Consider the following 15,550-nt stretch of genomic DNA (forward strand, 5'->3'; position numbering starts at 1 on the left):
CATCTGTAAACTAGGAGCCGTGTCAGGGCGGGCTGAAAGCCGAGCCGCTGAGTACAGCGCGGGCCGGGCTGCCGTGTTCGAACGCTGAGGCTGCAGGACTGACTCAGGGCATCGGCCTGGGCCAGAATGTCGTGCAGCAAACGGCTGCCAATCCCCTGGCCGTGCCAGGCCGGCAACAGGGCGATGTCGACAATACGCACCTCGCTGGGCTCCCGGTGCACGCAGAGGCGGCCGATCGGGCGGGCGGCCTGCTGGATGATCATGAAATCGGCGGAGGGGTAATGCCGCTCATAGTGCTGGCGCTGCAGCTCTGCCTGGGCGTGCAGGAAGGCTCGGCGCTGGTCGTCGCTCCAGCCCGGCACGGCACTGACTTCGGCCCAGCGCCGGGTCACGAACAGCTCCCGCAGGAAGCCCAGGTCATCGCCGTTCTGCTCGCGCAAAACGGGGTCGCTGCCGGTGGGCGGCAGCGACTGGGGGGCGGCGTTGGCAACAGTCATCAAGGCCTCGATGGGTATTCGCCATTGAGGCAGATGCAGTAGGCCAATGTCAGGAACGGCTGCACCGTGCTGCGCGGCGCACTGCTGCCGGGCGTCAGTTGCCCGGTGCTACCGACGGTGCCGACGGCCAGGGTCGGGCTGCCCGCGACGGGCGCGGTGGTGTTGTACAGGCGTATGTTGCGCGGTTGGGACAGGTAGGCGCTGGTGTTGGGTTCGTCCAGGCTGGAGGTGGAGTCAGTGCCGTCCTTGACCTGCAACGCATGGGTATGGGGTGCGATGTTGCCAGGCAGCAGTGTGACCACGTCGGCACCTACGGCGGTGCCCAGTGGCCGTTGTGTCAGCCCGGGGCCATTGCCGGCGCCCATGGCGGCACGCCCATTGAGGTTGGGCAGTTGGAAGTTTTGCCCCGGCGTGCCGCCATAGATGTTGCCAAGGATCGAATACAGCGCGGGGTACTGCTGAATCGACAGGGTCGAGCCATCGCAATAGGCCCAGTCCATTGGTGCGAAGTTGAAGGGGAACAGTCTGATTTCGCCAGTGAAAGCATCCATGATCGGTCGTTCCTGAACAATAAAAGTAGGGTTACGGCCGAGTCGGGTAGATGCCCGCCAGGCAGATGATGTAGTTAATCGCCAAGGTCCCCATCAGGTTGCTGTGGGGTGCAACCGCGCCGGTGCCCAGCGCCGGGTCGAGAAAACCGGGGTTCAGGCTCACGGGGGCGGTGGTGCCGGTGCCTGCGCTGTACAGGCCTTTGATCACGCCGGCCGGGACGAACTCACCGAATGTCTGGCTGGAAGGCGCTGCGGGAGCGGGAGGTGTGGGCGTCGCCGAGGTAGCCGGGGTGGTGCTGACGGTGAAGGTATGGCTGTGGGCGGGCGTGTTCGCCGAGGTCAGCGTCACGGCTTCCGTGCCCAGGGTCTGGGCCAGCACCCTTGAGGTGAGCCCGGGGCCGGTCCCTTGCCCGATGGGCAGGCGACCGCGGTAATCGGGCAGGCCGAAGGTGGTGATGCCATTGCCGCCATAGGTGGTGCCGAGCACCGTAAACAAGGCTTCATAGGTGCTGATTGGCAGGACCGCGCCATCGCACATGGCCCAATTCACCGGCGCAAAGTTACCGGCGAACATGCGGATTTCTCCGAGGTAAGCTTCAGACATGTCAGTTTCCTTACTCGAGGGTCTGTAATCGTGTGGCTATGGGCGCGGCGGGTAGATGCCGTTCGTGGCAATGAAGAAGGCCCCGACAATCGAGGGCTGCATATTGGCGACCGGCGTACCTGGCGTGGGTGCTACGGTGGCGCTGTTCAAGGCCACCAAATCCGACCCGGCGGCGGTCACGTAAGTCGCTCGGGACACCGCGCCAGTCGAGTTCGAGCTGACGGCAGGAATGGCGCCTGCCGGGCCGGTGGTGCCGGCGGCATTGGAAACGTGAGTGCCGTGGGTATGAGTGGCCAGGGTGTTGGCGCCGAGGGCGACGGTCTCGCTGCCACCGGCAGAGCCCAAGGCATGGACGCCGAGGACCGGGTTTGTTGATGCGACGAGATTTTGTCCGATGGCGGTGCGGCCACGCAGGTCCGGCAGGCCGAAGGTGGTGGAGCCATTGCCGCCAAAACGAGTACCAAGGAGGGAGGCTAAAGCGACATAGGTATTGAAGGGCAGGATCTGGCCTTCGCAGGGCAGCCAACCGGACGGTGCCCAACCCCAGGGGAACAAGCGGATTTCACCCAGAAACGGATCCATGTTCTTTCCTCCATGAAAATAAATTGGCGCCAAAAAGTCGTTCATCCTGACGGCATGAAGTGCGCGAAACGCACAATAACCAAAAGCCAATTTATTAGGCAAATATTATTTTTACGTGCCGCAAAGTGGTGCAATCAAGTGCTTGTAGGGCCTCATAAAGTTGCCATTTCAGCGGTGTGCCGTTAGGACGCTGAAGTCCATCTGCTTGCGCGTCAATATTATGTTTTTCATTAGGCCAGGCCGCATGTCTCGTTGTTTTGTTTTGTGAAAGACCGACACTTTTGCTCGGGAATTAGAGAGGGGGCAACCGGCTTCCTGTCTGGCAAAGGCCGGTCTTTCGGGCTTTTGGGTGCGGGACGGCTGAAGGGGGCAAGGTGCGTGGCCATGGCCGTGGGGCTCCAGCTCAGGTGTGTCGTCTATCGACGTTGTTGCAAGCAGTACTTAAGCACCTAGGCTGCGCTTTTTCCTGAATTAAAGTGTTGCGGTCTCTTGGCCGATAACCTGCGCCGTGCCGGATGGGTGTAACTTGCACGAGATAAAACAAAGCACGCTAACGATATAGCCAGGGTTGTAGTTCTATCACTCAAAACAATAAAGCGTGGCCTTTTTTTTGGACACTTTAATGACTGTTACTCAGCCTCATTAAAGTTGTTACCTTGACCAGCCATGATTCCCAACTAGCGCTCTCGGGTATTGTATTCGACACAGTTGTAACAGTCGTATTGCCGGACGTTCGAGGAGGGGGTGTGCGGGGGATTCGGCTCTTTGGGTGGCCGTTGATGCCTGGGCAGGCGTTTGCGTTCAGTGACAGGCAACCTGGTACCCCGCGCAGGGGGCCCAGGTTGCCCGATGCATCAGAGGCCGGCGCTGTCCTGGGCGGCGGTCTTCGGCTTGCCGTAGTGCCACTCGTAGACCACGAATTTGAAGTCCTTGAGGTCGCCTTTCTCATCGAAGCTCAAATCCCCGGTCGGGGTCTTGAAGGTGCCGGCGTGGATCGCCTCGGCGACTTTTTCCGAATCTTCGCTGTGGGTGCTGGCGATGGCGTCGGCCAGTACCTGTACCGCCGAGTAGGTCGGTAACACAAAGGCGCCGCTGGAGCTTTCCTTCTTCGCTTCGAAGGCTTCCACCAGGGCCTTGTTGGCCGGGTCCTGGTCGAAGGCCTTGGGCAGGGTCACCAGCATGCCTTCGGAGGCGTCCTTGGCGATCTGCGAGATAGAGTCGTTGCCTACGCCTTCAGGGCCCATGAAGCGTGCGGTCAGGCCTTTTTCCCGTGCCTGGCGCAGCAGCAGGCCCATCTCTGGGTGGTAGCCGCCGAAGTACACGAAGTCGACATTGGCTTGCTTGAGTTTGGCCAGGATCGAGGAGTAGTCGCGCTCGCCGACGTTGATCCCTTCGAACATCGCGACTTTGACGCCCTCCTTGCCGAGGATCTCTTTCACCGAGCTGGCAATGCCTTCGCCGTACTGCTGCTTGTCGTGCAGCACTGCGACGTTGGCCGGTTTCAGGCTGGCGATGTAGCGGGCGGCAGCCGGGCCCTGGGCGTTATCCAGGCCGATGGTGCGGAAGATCATCTTGTAGCCGCGCGCGGTCAGCTCAGGGCTGGTGGCGGCCGGGGTGATCATGATGATGCCTTCGTCTTCGTAGATGTCCGAAGCCGGCTGAGTGGAGCTGGAGCACAGGTGCCCGACCACGAATTTAACCCCGTCGTTGACCACTTTGTTCGCCACGGCCACCGCTTGCTTGGGGTCGCAGGCGTCGTCGTATTCCACGGCCACCAGTTGCTTGCCGTCGACGCCGCCCTTGGCGTTGATCTGCTCGATAGCCATGCGCGCACCGCTGAACTGCATGTCGCCGTACTGCGCCACCGGCCCGGTTTTCGGGCCGGCGATGCCGATCTTGATGCTGTCGGCGGCCAGGGAATGGCAGGCCAGGCCGGCCAGGATCATGGCGCTGAGCAGCTGGGTGGCTTTGTTATTGATGCGACTCATTGGGGTTCCACTCCTGTGGGTAACGATTCAAAAAGGTGTTGCGGGTGATTCGACGATAAGGCGGCGCGTTGCCGGCAGGCAGGTACAGGTCGCCACGAATCACGTCGGGCAGTATGCCGGGATCTGCCGCCGTGTGCTGCATCGGGCGCTCTACAACGGCCCTCAGGCGCAGGTGTCCAGGGCTTGGGCGACGTCGGCCAGCAAGTCGGCCAGGTCTTCCAGGCCCACCGACAGGCGCACCAGCCCCTCGGAAATACCGTGGTGTGCACGTTCTTCCGGGGTGTAGGTGGAGTGGGTCATGCTCGCCGGGTGCTGGGCGAGGGATTCGGCATCCCCCAGGCTGACGGCGCGGCTGAACAGTCCCAGGGCATTCATGAAGCGCCGGCCGGTGACCAGGCCGCCCTTGAGTTCAAAGGCGATCATGCCGCCGGGCAATTTCATCTGCCGACTGGCCAGGGCGTGCTGGGGGAAGGAGGGCAGGCCCGGGTAGGTCACCCATTCCACCGCCGGGTGGTCCTGCAGCAAGCGGGCAATCTCCAGGGCGTTGCTGCAATGGCGATCCATGCGCAGGGCCAGGGTCTTCAGGCCGCGCATCAGCAGGAAGGCATCCTGGGGCGAGAGCACCGCGCCGGTCAGGTCCTTCAGCCCCTGCAGGCGAATCTGATCCGCCAGTGACTGGCGAGTGACCACGATGCCGGCGGTGATGTCGCCATGGCCGCTGAGGTATTTGGTGGCGGAGTGCACCACCACATCCGCGCCCCAATCCAGGGGCCGTTGCAGGTAAGGGGTGCAGTAGGTGTTGTCGACCACCAGGATCAGGTCCTGGCGCTGGCGGGCGACCTCGGCCACGGCGGCGATGTCCACCAGTTGCAGCGTGGGGTTGGCCGGGGATTCGCAATAGATCATGCGGGTGGCCGGGCTGATGGCGGCCCTTAGTTCGCCCAGGTCGCTGAGGTCGACATGCCGCACCTTGACCCCGAATTCGCTGATGCCGTGGTGCAGCAGGGCGAAGGTGCAGCCATACAGGGTCCGGCTGACGATGACCTCGTCGCCGGGGCGCAGCAAGGTCCAGAAGGTTGCGGCAATCGCCCCCATGCCGGAACTGAAGGCCACCGCTGCTTCGCCGTTTTCCAGGGTGGCCATGCGGGCTTCCAGCAAGGCCAGGGTCGGGTTGGCGATCCGCGTGTAGACGTAGCCGCTTTCTTCCCCGGCAAAGCAACCGGCGCCGTATTCGGCGGTGGCGAAGGTGAAGGTCGAGGTCAGGTAGATCGGCGGGATAAGTGCGCCATGATGCTGCTGCGGGTCGTAGCCGTGATGGATCGCACGGGTGGAAAAACCCAGCTCATTGTTTTTATTGTCCATGTTCAATGCTCCCGTATTTGTGCCAATGCTATGCTCAAATTCGGCGACAAAAATTCCAAATTTGCCCCTTGATCAGGGCTGGATTGGAACAAAATCAAATAAAAATAAAATGGAGAGGCAAAAAATGCCCAATGCCCTGGATCGCACCGACAAAGCCCTGCTGAACGCCCTGCAAGGCAATGCCCGCCTGACCGTCGCCGAGCTGGCCGACAGCGTCGCCCTGACCACCTCGCCCTGCTGGCGCCGGGTGAAAATTCTTGAAGAAAGCGGGGTGATCACCGGCTACCAGGCGATCCTTTCGCCCAAGGCCCTCGGCTACGGGGTCACCGCCTTTGTCAGCGTGATGATGGAATCCCATTGCCAGGACACCGCCAGGGCGTTTGAGCAGCGGCTGCTGGAGATTCCGGAAATCGTCGCCTGCCACAACGTCTCCGGGCGCTACGATTTCCTCCTGGAAGTGCTGGCCAAGGACCTGGAGTCCTTCGGCGAATTCGCCCGTGAAGTGCTGCAGACCTTGCCGGCGGTCAAAGAGATCTACTCGAGCTTTTCCTTCAAGTCGGTCAAGCCGTCGCGGGTGATTCCGGTGCTGGGTTGAGCGCCGCGCTGCCGGGTGGCCCAGACTGGTGCCGGCGATCTGTTGGTGGAGCAACAGCGGTTCAATAGACTGTCACGCCAGGGACAGGAGGGCGCTTTTTATTGGCTCCCAAGTTGTTGATTTTATTGGATTATAGGCTTGGCATGGATTGTGTTGTAGGTGGGCAGATCAGTAAACGACTGCCACTCCACCTCACTAGAAGCCACCCCCATGCACAAGACCTTGCAACGCACCCTACTGGCCAGCCTCTTGGCCCTCGGCATTTTCACCAGCTTGCCGCCGGCCCCCGCCCAGGCGGCGGACAATGAGCAGTTCATTCCCCTGGCCACCTACCGCGTCGGCGCCTACGCCTCCAGTGGCATTCCCTGGTGGGCCGGGGAGATCGACTACTTCCGCTACATCAACGAGGTCGAGGGTGGGGTGAATGGGGTCAAGCTGGTCTGGCAGGAGTGCGAGACCGAGTGGAACACCGACCGCGTCATCGAATGTTATGAGCGCTACAAGAAGGGCCTCGACGGCGCGCCGACCGCGTTCTTCTTCACCCACAGCACCCCGGCATCCTACGCGCTGATCGAGCGCGCCGCGGTGGATCGCATTCCCCTGATCGACGGTGCCGGCGGGCGCACCGAGTCCACCGACGGCAGCGTGTTCCCCTATGCCTTCCCGCTGTTGCTCAACTACTACGGCCAGGCCTCGGTGGGCATCAACTACATCGCCCAGCGTGAGGGCGGTTTCGACAAGCTCAAGGGCAAGAAGATCGTCACCGTCTACCACGACTCGGCCTACGGTCGCGAAACCCAGGGCCCGATGAAGCTACTGGCGGAAAAATACGGTTTCGAGAACATCCAGATCCCGGTGGCCGATCCCGGCAACGAGCAATCCACCCAATGGCGCCAGGTGCGCCAGATCAACCCGGACTGGGTGTTCCTGCGTACCTGGGGCGTGTCCACCCCAGTGGGGATCAAGACGGCCGTGCGTTTCGGCATTCCCGTGGACCGCATCATCGGCGACGTCTGGGCCGGTTCCGAGGCCGATGTGATTCCCGCCGGCACCGCCGCCAAGGGCTACCAGGCCCTGGCGCCATTCCCGGGTGGCGACGGCTTTGACATCCACCAGCGGCTCAAGCGCGCCATCCTCGATGCCGGCAAGAGCAACCTCAAGGACCCGAGCTACTTCGGCAAGGTCTACTACAATATCGGCCTGATCAACGCCGCCATTGCCGTGGAAGCGCTGCGCACCGGTCAGGCCAAGTTCGGCAACCGTCCCCTCAACGGTGAGGAAACCCGCTGGGCCTTCGAGCACCTGGACATCGACGCAGCGCGCCTCAAGGCGATCGGCTTCGAGGGCCTGCTGGCACCGTTGAAACTGTCTTGCGCGGACCATGAAGGCGGCGGCTCGGCTCGCGTTCAGCAGTGGGACGGGCAGAAGTGGGTGCTGGTGACCGACTGGGTACAAGCCGACCGTGACACCTTGCGCCCGCTGATCGAAGCCAAGTCCGCGGCCTACGCCAAGGAGAAGGGCATCACCCCGCGTAACTGCTCGGCAGAGTAAGCGCTCCTTCGAGCGACCAGCGCCGAGGGGTGGCAAGAGAGAGGCTTCGGCCTCTTTTTTGTCAGTGCCTGCAGGCACCGCCCCGTCTCTTCATTGCACCTTTATCGAGCCGTCACGGCGGCTGAAATTTCCTCAACGGCCGTCGATCATCCGCAACAGCCGCCCCAGAAGCCTATAGAATGACGCCCCGCGTGCCGGCTCCGGCGTGCCCTGGCTCCCGCGTGCCCGCCACCTGTTCACACGGGACGCAGGGAACGGGGCCATGCCTGTTCGATCATCGATAGAGTAATACGACCTTTAAATGAACAACCCTGCGGCAACAACCCACGGCCATTGGCAGCCGGTCATCGCACTGGCGCTGGCCGCTTTTGTGTTCAACACCACGGAATTCGTCCCGGTCGGGCTGCTGAGTTCGATCGGTAACAGCTTCAACCTGCCCACGGCCCAGGTCGGCTTGATGCTGACCATTTACGCCTGGGTGGTGTCGCTGACTTCGCTGCCGGTGATGCTGCTGACGCGGAACGTCGAGCGGCGCAAGCTGTTGCTGGTGTTGTTCGGCCTGTTTATCGCCAGCCACGTGGTGTCCAGCCTGGCCAACAGCTTCGGCTTGCTGTTGTTCAGCCGCATCGGGGTAGCGCTGGCCCATGCGCTGTTCTGGTCGATCACAGCGTCCCTGGCCGTGCGCCTGGCGCCGCCGGGCAAGCAGGTCCAGGCCTTGGGCTTGCTGGCCACCGGCACGTCCCTGGCGATGGTGCTGGGGATTCCCCTGGGCCGGCTGCTGGGCGAGGCCATGGGCTGGCGCACCACCTTTATCGTGATTGCCCTGTTGGCGGCGGTGCTGGTGTTCTGGCTGACCAAGAGCCTGCCGCTGTTGCCAAGCCAGAACTCCGGTTCCCTGCGCAGCTTGCCGCTGCTGTTCAAGCGCCCGGCGCTGCTGGCGATCTACGTGCTGACAGCGGTGGTGGTGACCGCCCAATTCACCGCCTACAGCTACATCGAGCCTTTTGTGCAGAGCGTCGCCGGTCTCAGCGGCCAGGCGGTGACCCTGATCCTGCTGCTGTTCGGCGGTGCGGGCATCCTCGGTTCGCTGTGCTTCAGCCGTTTTCACCGCTACGGCCCGACGCGCTTCCTGCTGATCGCCGTCGGCCTGCTCACCCTGTGCCTGCTGCTGCTCTGGCCGGCCAGCCTGGGCGTGGAGTACCTGGGCGTGCTCAGCGTGGTCTGGGGCATGGCGATCATGGGCTTTGGCCTGGCCCTGCAATCCCGGGTGCTGGTGCTGGCGCCGGATGCCACCGACGTGGCGATGGCGCTGTTTTCCGGGATCTACAACATCGGCATCGGCGGCGGTGCCTTGCTTGGCAGTTGGGTCGGCGGCCAGATGGGGTTTGCCTACATCGGCCTGGTGGGGGGCTCGCTGGCGGGGCTGGCGCTGCTGTTCTATGCCCTGACGATCGCCCGTCTCGCCCGCGCCGAGGCGGCGGGCTAAGCGCTGAGGGCTAAGCGCTCAAGCGTCCTGGCCGGGGGGGCGGCTGACGTCTTTCAGTATCGCGATGTAGCCGCCATACAGGTTGGCTTCGGGCACACGCTGTTGCGCCACCAGTTGCTGATGCACGGTGCGCAGGTGGTAGAAGGGCAGACGCACAAACAGATGGTGTTCGATGTGGTAGTGAATGGCGTGGGGGCCACACAGAAAGGTCTGCCAGTTCGGGCGCACGATGCTCCGCGCATTCTGGCTCTGGTCCGCACATTCGGGCAGGCCGGCGTGCTCCATGATCGCGCGGATGCGCCCCATCAACGGCAGCAGGGTGATGGCCGGCAGCAACCATAGGCCCAGGTACAGCCACGGGTGCCCGGAGGCGGCCAGCAAGCCGAACAGCAAGCCGTTGCTCAACAGCATCGACAGCACTTCCCAGGCCTTCAGGCGGGGGGACTTCTGCGCCTTGGGCATGATCTCGCGGTAGTCGCCCCGGGCAATCCTCCAAGCGCTGAGGCAGTAGCCCAGGCCGCACAGGTCGGCCAGCAACTTGCCGACCAGCTTGCCCCGAGCCATGGGAAAGTCCCCCAAGCCGAACACCGCCACCACCGGGTCGTCATGGCGCATCGGCGCGACATGGTGCTTGAGGTGCCCGACCCGATAGGTTTCCAGGGAAATAAACAGCGGGCCGGCCGCCAGCGCCTGGCCGATGCCGTCATTCAGGCCCTGGTGGCGCAGCAGCACGCCATGGGCGCTTTCATGCATGATCACCGCCAGCGCCAGTTGGCTGCGGGCAATGATGATCGCCGCCGCCAGGTAGATCAGGGGATGGGGCCAGATCACTGCGCACACGAATGCCAGCGCGATCAGCCCCCAGTCCGCCAACAACGCCAGCAGGCTGCGCCAGGGTTGCAGTTGAAACAACGCGGGTGCCGGGGCGAAGTGCTTGAGCCGGGAATTTTCCCCCGCACGGGAATTAGGCTTGGGCACGCTCGGCACCTCCGGCAGGTCGGGCCCAGTAACCGCAAAGCAGCGCCAGCAACAGCCCGCCCAGCACATCGATCAGTGTGTGTTGCTTGACCGTCAGGGTGGACAGGCAAATCAGCAGGCCCAGGGTGCCTGCCAGCCATGACAGGCGTTGGCCCCACAGCATCCGCCAGGCCAGGCAGGTCACGGCGACGTGCAAGCAGGGAAAACCGTTGGCCGCCATGTCCACCTGCCACAGGCGGATAAACCGCTCACGCAGAAAGGCGTCGTCAATCAACAGTGGATCGGGCCGTGGCACCGACTCCGGGAACAGCAAAAAGCAGCTGCAGGCGATCACGAACGCCAGGGCGGTCGCCCGCTTGAACGCGCTGAACGCCTGGGCTGGCGCGTAAGCGGCGGTCACCACCACAAAGGGGAAGAACAGCACATAGGCCCACCACGACAAGGGGATAAACGGGATGGCCTGATCCAGTGCAGTGGCCAGTTGGTAACGCGGGGTGACGGCACGCTCCAGGGCAATGAACAGCGTCAACCCCAGCAGCAGGCCCAGCAGGGCGACCAAGGCCTGTCGCCAGTCGGGGCCTGTGCCGAGATAGGTCAACGATCGCTGGCGCATGGGCTGATCCCCTGTCATTACAAGGCCAGCAAGCGGCTGACCCAGGCGTCGATCCGCGCCTGTGCCGCGTCCTGGCCGACCTTCGGCGATGGGGCATTGGCCTCGGCAGCAGTCAGTTGCCGTGCGGCCTCGCTGACCTGGCGCCGAAAATCATCGGTGTTGCCGCGCCAGGTCACCACACGGTGCACCAGGCCCAACTGCTCGGCCCGGGCGGCGTTGCTGGCCTGCTCGGGCTGGTCGGTCAGCACCAGGATGATCGGCCGTTGATACACCAGGGCGATGGACAAGGCTGCCATGCCCGGGGCCGACACCAGCAGCTGAGCCCGGGAGGCGTGCCCGGCCCAGTGCGGGTCGACCGCCAGCCAGCCACTGCGCCCGGCATAGCCTTCACCGACCTGATGGGCGCTCAGCCCGGCCTCGATCAGGCCGCTGGACAAGGCGTCCGCCAGCGCGACGTCGCGAAAGTGCGGGTTCAGGTACACCGCCACTTCGGCCTCGACTGCCAGCGCTGGTGGCTCGGCCAGGGCCACCGGAGTGGGCAGGCGATACAGTCGGGGCGCCCGGGTGTCGTCAATGGCGTAGGCAAAATCATGTTCGATGCAGGCCCGCGCGGCGTCGATCTGCTGGCCGACGATCCAGCCGAACAGGCGGCCGAACTGGCGCGGCCACATGCCTTCGAAGTTGTTCAGCAGCGCCACCTTGAGGCTGGCGCCGTAGACATGCACCACCTTGCGTCGCCAGCCGGGGATCGAGCCGATAAACAGCAGGGCCGGGTGGAAGGAGTCGTTGATCAGCAGATCGGCGTGGCGCAGGCGACGCCGCAGTTGCAGGATGTCCCGCAGCATGCGGGCAGGGTGGAACAGGTAATGGGCGACGTTGCGGTTGGTGGCGTCGCGCAGCATGTTCTGTTGATCATCGAACTGCACCGCATAGTGCCGTGACAGCAGCTCGGCCTGGATGCCGAAGCGCTCCAGGAAGCGTTGGCCTTCATCCGAGGTGGTCAGTACCTCGACCTCGGCCCCCGCAGCTCGCAGGGCGTGCACCAGCAATTGGGCACGCATCAGGTGGCCACGGGCATCGGCGGTGGCCAGGTAGAGGATACGTCGGGTCATGGTGCCGTGCTCACCGCTGCCGCGCCGATCCGCGAGCCGTAAATCCAGCCGGCGGCATACATCGCCAGGGCCCCGGTCACGCCGAAGCCGGCGTCAATCCGCCGAATCTCCTCCAGCAACCGAGCCAGGTGCGGCGCTTCAGTGGGCGTCACGATGCGGCGCAAGGTTTGTTGGCACAGGCGCACGTGCTGTTGCTCATCGGCCAGCACCCGCGAGAGCAAGGGGTAGAGCCCGTGTTGCGGGCCGATCACCGCGCAGTGGCGGCCCAGCACCCGTTCCGCCATCTGCTCGGCGCACAACCCGGTGGCGTAGGCCGGCACCAGCAGGCCGTGGCTGAAGTGGGGCGCGTAGTCACGGGCCAGGCGTTGCCAGCGCTGGATCTTGCGTCGGCTTAGCCAGTCCGGCTCCAGGCGGGCTTCGCGCTCGTCACCCAGGGCACGCAAGGCCTCGCTGAACAGCGCCACATGGCGGCGCTCATCGTCCAGGTGGCGTTCGACCTGGCGTTCGAGCCAGTCCGGCGACTGGGGCAGCAACTGTTCCAGCAGCGCCCGTTCGGTGGCGTCCTCACCGGCCAGGTACATGCGCAGCAGCAAGCGTTCACCCCGCGGGCTACGGTGCAGGCGGCGCAGGGCGGCACGCTTGATGCGGTCCACCAGGCGCGCTTGCACGGCGCTCAGGCCCTGTTGTTTAGGCGGTTGCAGGCAGGGGTAATCGACGGCGTCGGCGGCGTGTTGCTGCACGCTCATTGCGCGGCCTGGGCGGTGCTGGGCGCATCAGCGCTGCGTGGCCAGGCGAGGATCAGGCCAATGAAGCTGTCGCGCATAAAGGCGTAGCCGGACTCAGCGGCGCCAGGGAAAGCTTCCTCGACACCGTTGTAGCGCAGGAAGCCCACGCCGTTGCGCGCGCCCAGTTCCAGGGTGTCGTGTTTCTTAAAGCCGCGCTGGCGCACGTCCTTTAGCAGCGGGCTGTTGTCGAGGGCAAACACAAACAGTTGGCGTTGCACCACCCACAACGGAATCTGACCGCTCAAGGCTTGCAGTTTCAGGGTCCAGGTGCCATCGCGGGTCAGTTGGCGGAGGTCGCTGGCGCTCGCCGGGTCGGAGCTGAAGCTGGCGCGCATCAGCGACTTGGAGACGCGACCCACGCCCAGGGCGATGGTGATGTCGTCGGCCGAGGGCTGCTTGGCGTCGCTGGGGCGCACGGCAATGAAATAGCTGGCCAGGCGGGCGGCGAGGGACGGGTGGGCGAGCACATCACGGGCCTGTTCCGGGGTGAACAGCACGCGCTCGCTGCCGCCCTGGCGCACGCTGATGCGGTAGGGGTCGAGCTGGATGTCGCTGAACGTGCCACGCACTGGGGCGTGCACGTAGGTGTCGGTTTTCCACACCTCGCCTGAACGGCGCAGCAACACATGCAGGCTCAAGGGCACGCGTTGGCCATCGGCGGCCAGGCCACTGCCGTGCAGCAACACGTCGCCGATCACGGTCTTTTTGTCCGCCACGCTGCCGCTGGCAATCAGGATCTGGTGGCTGTCCGGGTCAACGCTGGCCTTGGCGTCGGCAAGGTCCAGGGCAATGCGGTTGCAGTCGTTGTTGGGGCTGTCGTGGCCGTTGCTCAGGGGGCAGCCTTGGCCGGAGGCGAAGTGAAACACCCCACGGCCGCTGAATTCGGCGGGGGTGGCATGCACCTGGGCACTCACAGACAGCAGGGTCAGGCAGGTCATGGAGCAAGCAAGGGAGCGAAGGGCGTAGAGGTTCATGCGTAAGTCCTGTCGGCAGGCAACGGTACGGGCCAAAAAAGCGTGCGGCGCGGGATCAATCCAGGGGGCGGTGGTAGGACAGGGCTTCGCTGTGGCGAGCACTGCCGCGACCGGCCGAAATGCCCAGGCCACGGACCACAGCACCTGCCGTGTCCAGCAGCGACAGGGCCACCACCATGGCCATGCCGGCCAGGCGTCGAACGCCTTGCAGCGGCGGTAAATCCTGATGGTTCAAGGCGCGCAGGCTGTAACCGAGGCGCCCGGCCATGACGCAGAACGGGCCGATGGGGCCACTGCGCGCCAACCACTGCAGCCAGCCCGGCATGTAGGCACGTACCAGGTAGGGGGTCAGGTCGACGCTGTCGCCGCCCCTCAGCCAGCGCAGCTTGAACACTTCGCCACGGCTGTCGGGCAGGCGGTGCTCGGTGTGGGCGCGGGGCGCATAGGCCACGGCGACACCGGCCGCCTGCAGGCGCAGGCCCATGACCTGGCAATGGGCGCGGTAGACGCCCTCCAGCGGCTCATAGCGATGTTGCAGGAACACCGAGTGACGGAACACCACGTTGTTCGCATAGAAGTTGCGCGTGGCGCCGTCGGCCAGCGGGCTGGGGAAATACATGAAGTCGATGGCGGTCAGGGCACTGCCGGCGACGCTGGCGGCGTAACTGGTACGGCCGGCGACTGCTGCCGGGGCCTGGGCGGCCGGTTGGGTGAAAGGCACCAGCAGTTGTTCCAGCCAATCATCGGCCGGGATGCAATCGGCGTCGGCAAACACCACGTAGTCGCAGCGACTGGGGTCCACGGCTTCGAAGCCAATGTTCTTCGCGTCGTAGTAGCCGGTGCGTGGGTCGATTTCGATGAAATCCAGCGGCGTCCGGCCAGCGCCACCAGTTCCTGGCGGGCCTGGGCATCCAGGCGTCATGGGTGATCACCACTGCGCCAGGGTCTGCGGGGCCACGCTCTGTTGCCCCAGCTTGAGCAACAGGCGCTTGAGGCTGGTCAGGGCGGCGAGGGCCTGGTTGCCGCCGCGCAGATTGTTGGTCTCCAGGACCAGCGCCGAGACGGCGGCCACGTCAGCCAGAGATCGGGCTGTTTCCATTGGGTGAGGGTTCATTGACATCCTGACTGTCGAGTGGGGGCCATTCCCTGGCGCGGGCCCGGTCATGGGCGACGGGCCGCGTGGGAGGCAGCGGGCGCAATCACAGCATTATCCCGGGGATTATTCAAATGCTGATTTGCCCGGGGACGGCGGCGCCCCGTCTGCCTGAGGTCACGCCGCGACCTGGGCCTGCAGTTGCAGTTGGCCGTCGATGTCCTTGACCAGGCCGCTGGCCAGGAACAGCGGCAGCAGGCGTTTGTGCCATTGCGGTTCGACGAATTCCTTGACGGTGTCCAGCATCAGCGGCGTGCCGGTTTCCAGTTCCAGCTTGGTATACGACAGCCAGGCTTTTTTCAGCGCCTGCAGGACATCGCTGCCGGAGGTCGAGGCGAAGCGGCGGTTGGCCACTTGCCCGGCAAAATCGAAGGTGTGTGCGTACTCGTAGCCGCTTTGGTCACCCTGGCCGGCGACACAACGGCTGCAGCGGCAGGGGCCGTCACCGAAGGCCTTGAGTAGATAGGTGTTGAAGTCCACCACGGGCTTGAGCCCCAGGCGTTTATCGACTTCGAACAGATCCCCGGTCAGTTTTGCTTCATTACTCAACGTCAATGCCCTCAGAGTCTCGCGGTGTATTTTTGCAGGGCCGCACAATAACAGCCGGATTGCCCCGTGGGTACTTTTCAGCCCCGAGCGGCATTACGTTTACCGACCCTTGGGCACCCACAATCCTGTAGGCGCCGGCTTGCTGGCGATGAGGCCGGTGAGATTTGCAT

The 15,550-nt window shown here is 64.1% G+C and carries 17 protein-coding genes; 3 read left to right on the plus strand and 14 right to left on the minus strand.

All coding sequences use genetic code 11. The features are described 5' to 3' along the window. The 6 genes from M1B34_RS25025 to M1B34_RS25050 all read right to left on the minus strand — a co-directional run. Positions 1-497 (minus strand): GNAT family N-acetyltransferase (locus M1B34_RS25025; protein ID WP_268266509.1); only part of this gene is annotated, 497 nt, incomplete at its 3' end. Continuing rightward, on the minus strand, positions 497-1,048 hold the full coding sequence (locus M1B34_RS25030) for a phage tail protein (RefSeq protein ID WP_268266510.1): 552 nt from the start codon (positions 1,046-1,048) through the stop codon (positions 497-499). The genes M1B34_RS25030 and M1B34_RS25025, both read right to left, overlap by 1 nt. Before the next feature lie 31 nt (positions 1,049-1,079). After that, the gene (locus M1B34_RS25035) at positions 1,080-1,652 is read right to left on the minus strand and encodes a phage tail protein (protein WP_268266511.1); all 573 of its coding nucleotides are present in this window, start codon (positions 1,650-1,652) and stop codon (positions 1,080-1,082) included. Positions 1,653-1,688: 36 nt separating this feature from the next. Continuing rightward, positions 1,689-2,234: a phage tail protein gene (locus tag M1B34_RS25040; protein ID WP_123333862.1), complete on the minus strand. Its 546-nt coding sequence runs from the start codon at positions 2,232-2,234 to the stop codon at positions 1,689-1,691. A gap of 854 nt (positions 2,235-3,088) precedes the next feature. Beyond that, complete coding sequence (locus M1B34_RS25045; RefSeq protein ID WP_268266512.1) at positions 3,089-4,222, minus strand: branched-chain amino acid ABC transporter substrate-binding protein; 1,134 nt, start codon at positions 4,220-4,222, stop codon at positions 3,089-3,091. Positions 4,223-4,384: 162 nt separating this feature from the next. Next, the gene (locus tag M1B34_RS25050) at positions 4,385-5,584 is read right to left on the minus strand and encodes a methionine gamma-lyase (RefSeq protein ID WP_268266513.1); all 1,200 of its coding nucleotides are present in this window, start codon (positions 5,582-5,584) and stop codon (positions 4,385-4,387) included. Between the two features lie 124 nt (positions 5,585-5,708). Between M1B34_RS25050 and M1B34_RS25055 the strand changes: the two genes are divergently transcribed. The 3 genes from M1B34_RS25055 to M1B34_RS25065 all read left to right on the plus strand — a co-directional run bounded on the left by M1B34_RS25055 (position 5,709) and on the right by M1B34_RS25065 (position 9,216). Then, positions 5,709-6,179, plus strand: coding sequence for an Lrp/AsnC family transcriptional regulator (locus M1B34_RS25055; protein WP_123333855.1), 471 nt, complete (start codon positions 5,709-5,711; stop codon positions 6,177-6,179). A 210-nt stretch (positions 6,180-6,389) separates the two neighbouring features. After that, a complete protein-coding gene (locus tag M1B34_RS25060; protein ID WP_268266514.1) occupies positions 6,390-7,730 on the plus strand; it encodes an ABC transporter substrate-binding protein in 1,341 nt (446 codons plus the stop codon). A 301-nt stretch (positions 7,731-8,031) separates the two neighbouring features. Beyond that, positions 8,032-9,216, plus strand: coding sequence for a sugar transporter (locus M1B34_RS25065; RefSeq protein ID WP_268266515.1), 1,185 nt, complete (start codon positions 8,032-8,034; stop codon positions 9,214-9,216). An 18-nt stretch (positions 9,217-9,234) separates the two neighbouring features. Here M1B34_RS25065 and M1B34_RS25070 read toward each other — a convergent pair whose 3' ends face one another. The 8 genes from M1B34_RS25070 to M1B34_RS25105 all read right to left on the minus strand — a co-directional run bounded on the left by M1B34_RS25070 (position 9,235) and on the right by M1B34_RS25105 (position 15,380). Beyond that, complete coding sequence (locus tag M1B34_RS25070) at positions 9,235-10,194, minus strand: fatty acid desaturase family protein (protein WP_268266516.1); 960 nt, start codon at positions 10,192-10,194, stop codon at positions 9,235-9,237. Then, the gene (locus M1B34_RS25075) at positions 10,181-10,807 is read right to left on the minus strand and encodes a phosphatase PAP2 family protein (protein WP_268266517.1); all 627 of its coding nucleotides are present in this window, start codon (positions 10,805-10,807) and stop codon (positions 10,181-10,183) included. Before M1B34_RS25075 ends, M1B34_RS25070 begins: the two co-directional genes overlap by 14 nt. 17 nt (positions 10,808-10,824) lie before the next feature. Further along, positions 10,825-11,919, minus strand: coding sequence for a glycosyltransferase family protein (locus M1B34_RS25080; RefSeq protein WP_123333845.1), 1,095 nt, complete (start codon positions 11,917-11,919; stop codon positions 10,825-10,827). Continuing rightward, the gene (locus M1B34_RS25085) at positions 11,916-12,665 is read right to left on the minus strand and encodes a hypothetical protein (protein WP_123333843.1); all 750 of its coding nucleotides are present in this window, start codon (positions 12,663-12,665) and stop codon (positions 11,916-11,918) included. The genes M1B34_RS25080 and M1B34_RS25085 overlap by 4 nt, the downstream gene beginning before the upstream one ends. Further along, a complete protein-coding gene (locus tag M1B34_RS25090; protein WP_123333841.1) occupies positions 12,662-13,678 on the minus strand; it encodes a hypothetical protein in 1,017 nt (338 codons plus the stop codon). The genes M1B34_RS25085 and M1B34_RS25090 overlap by 4 nt, the downstream gene beginning before the upstream one ends. A 55-nt stretch (positions 13,679-13,733) precedes the next feature. Then, the gene (locus tag M1B34_RS25095) at positions 13,734-14,600 is read right to left on the minus strand and encodes a glycosyltransferase family 2 protein (RefSeq protein ID WP_268266518.1); all 867 of its coding nucleotides are present in this window, start codon (positions 14,598-14,600) and stop codon (positions 13,734-13,736) included. Positions 14,601-14,606: 6 nt separating this feature from the next. Next, positions 14,607-14,792 carry a hypothetical protein gene (locus M1B34_RS25100; RefSeq protein WP_268266519.1) on the minus strand — a complete coding sequence of 62 codons (186 nt, stop codon included), beginning with the start codon at positions 14,790-14,792 and terminating at the stop codon, positions 14,607-14,609. Positions 14,793-14,948: 156 nt separating this feature from the next. Further along, entirely contained in the window at positions 14,949-15,380 is a 432-nt protein-coding gene (locus M1B34_RS25105) for a hypothetical protein (RefSeq protein WP_185039260.1), read from the minus strand. Between the last annotated feature and the right edge of the window lie 170 nt (positions 15,381-15,550).

It is taken from the genome of Pseudomonas morbosilactucae, assembly GCF_023241715.1.
Lineage (GTDB): Bacteria > Pseudomonadota > Gammaproteobacteria > Pseudomonadales > Pseudomonadaceae > Aquipseudomonas > Aquipseudomonas morbosilactucae.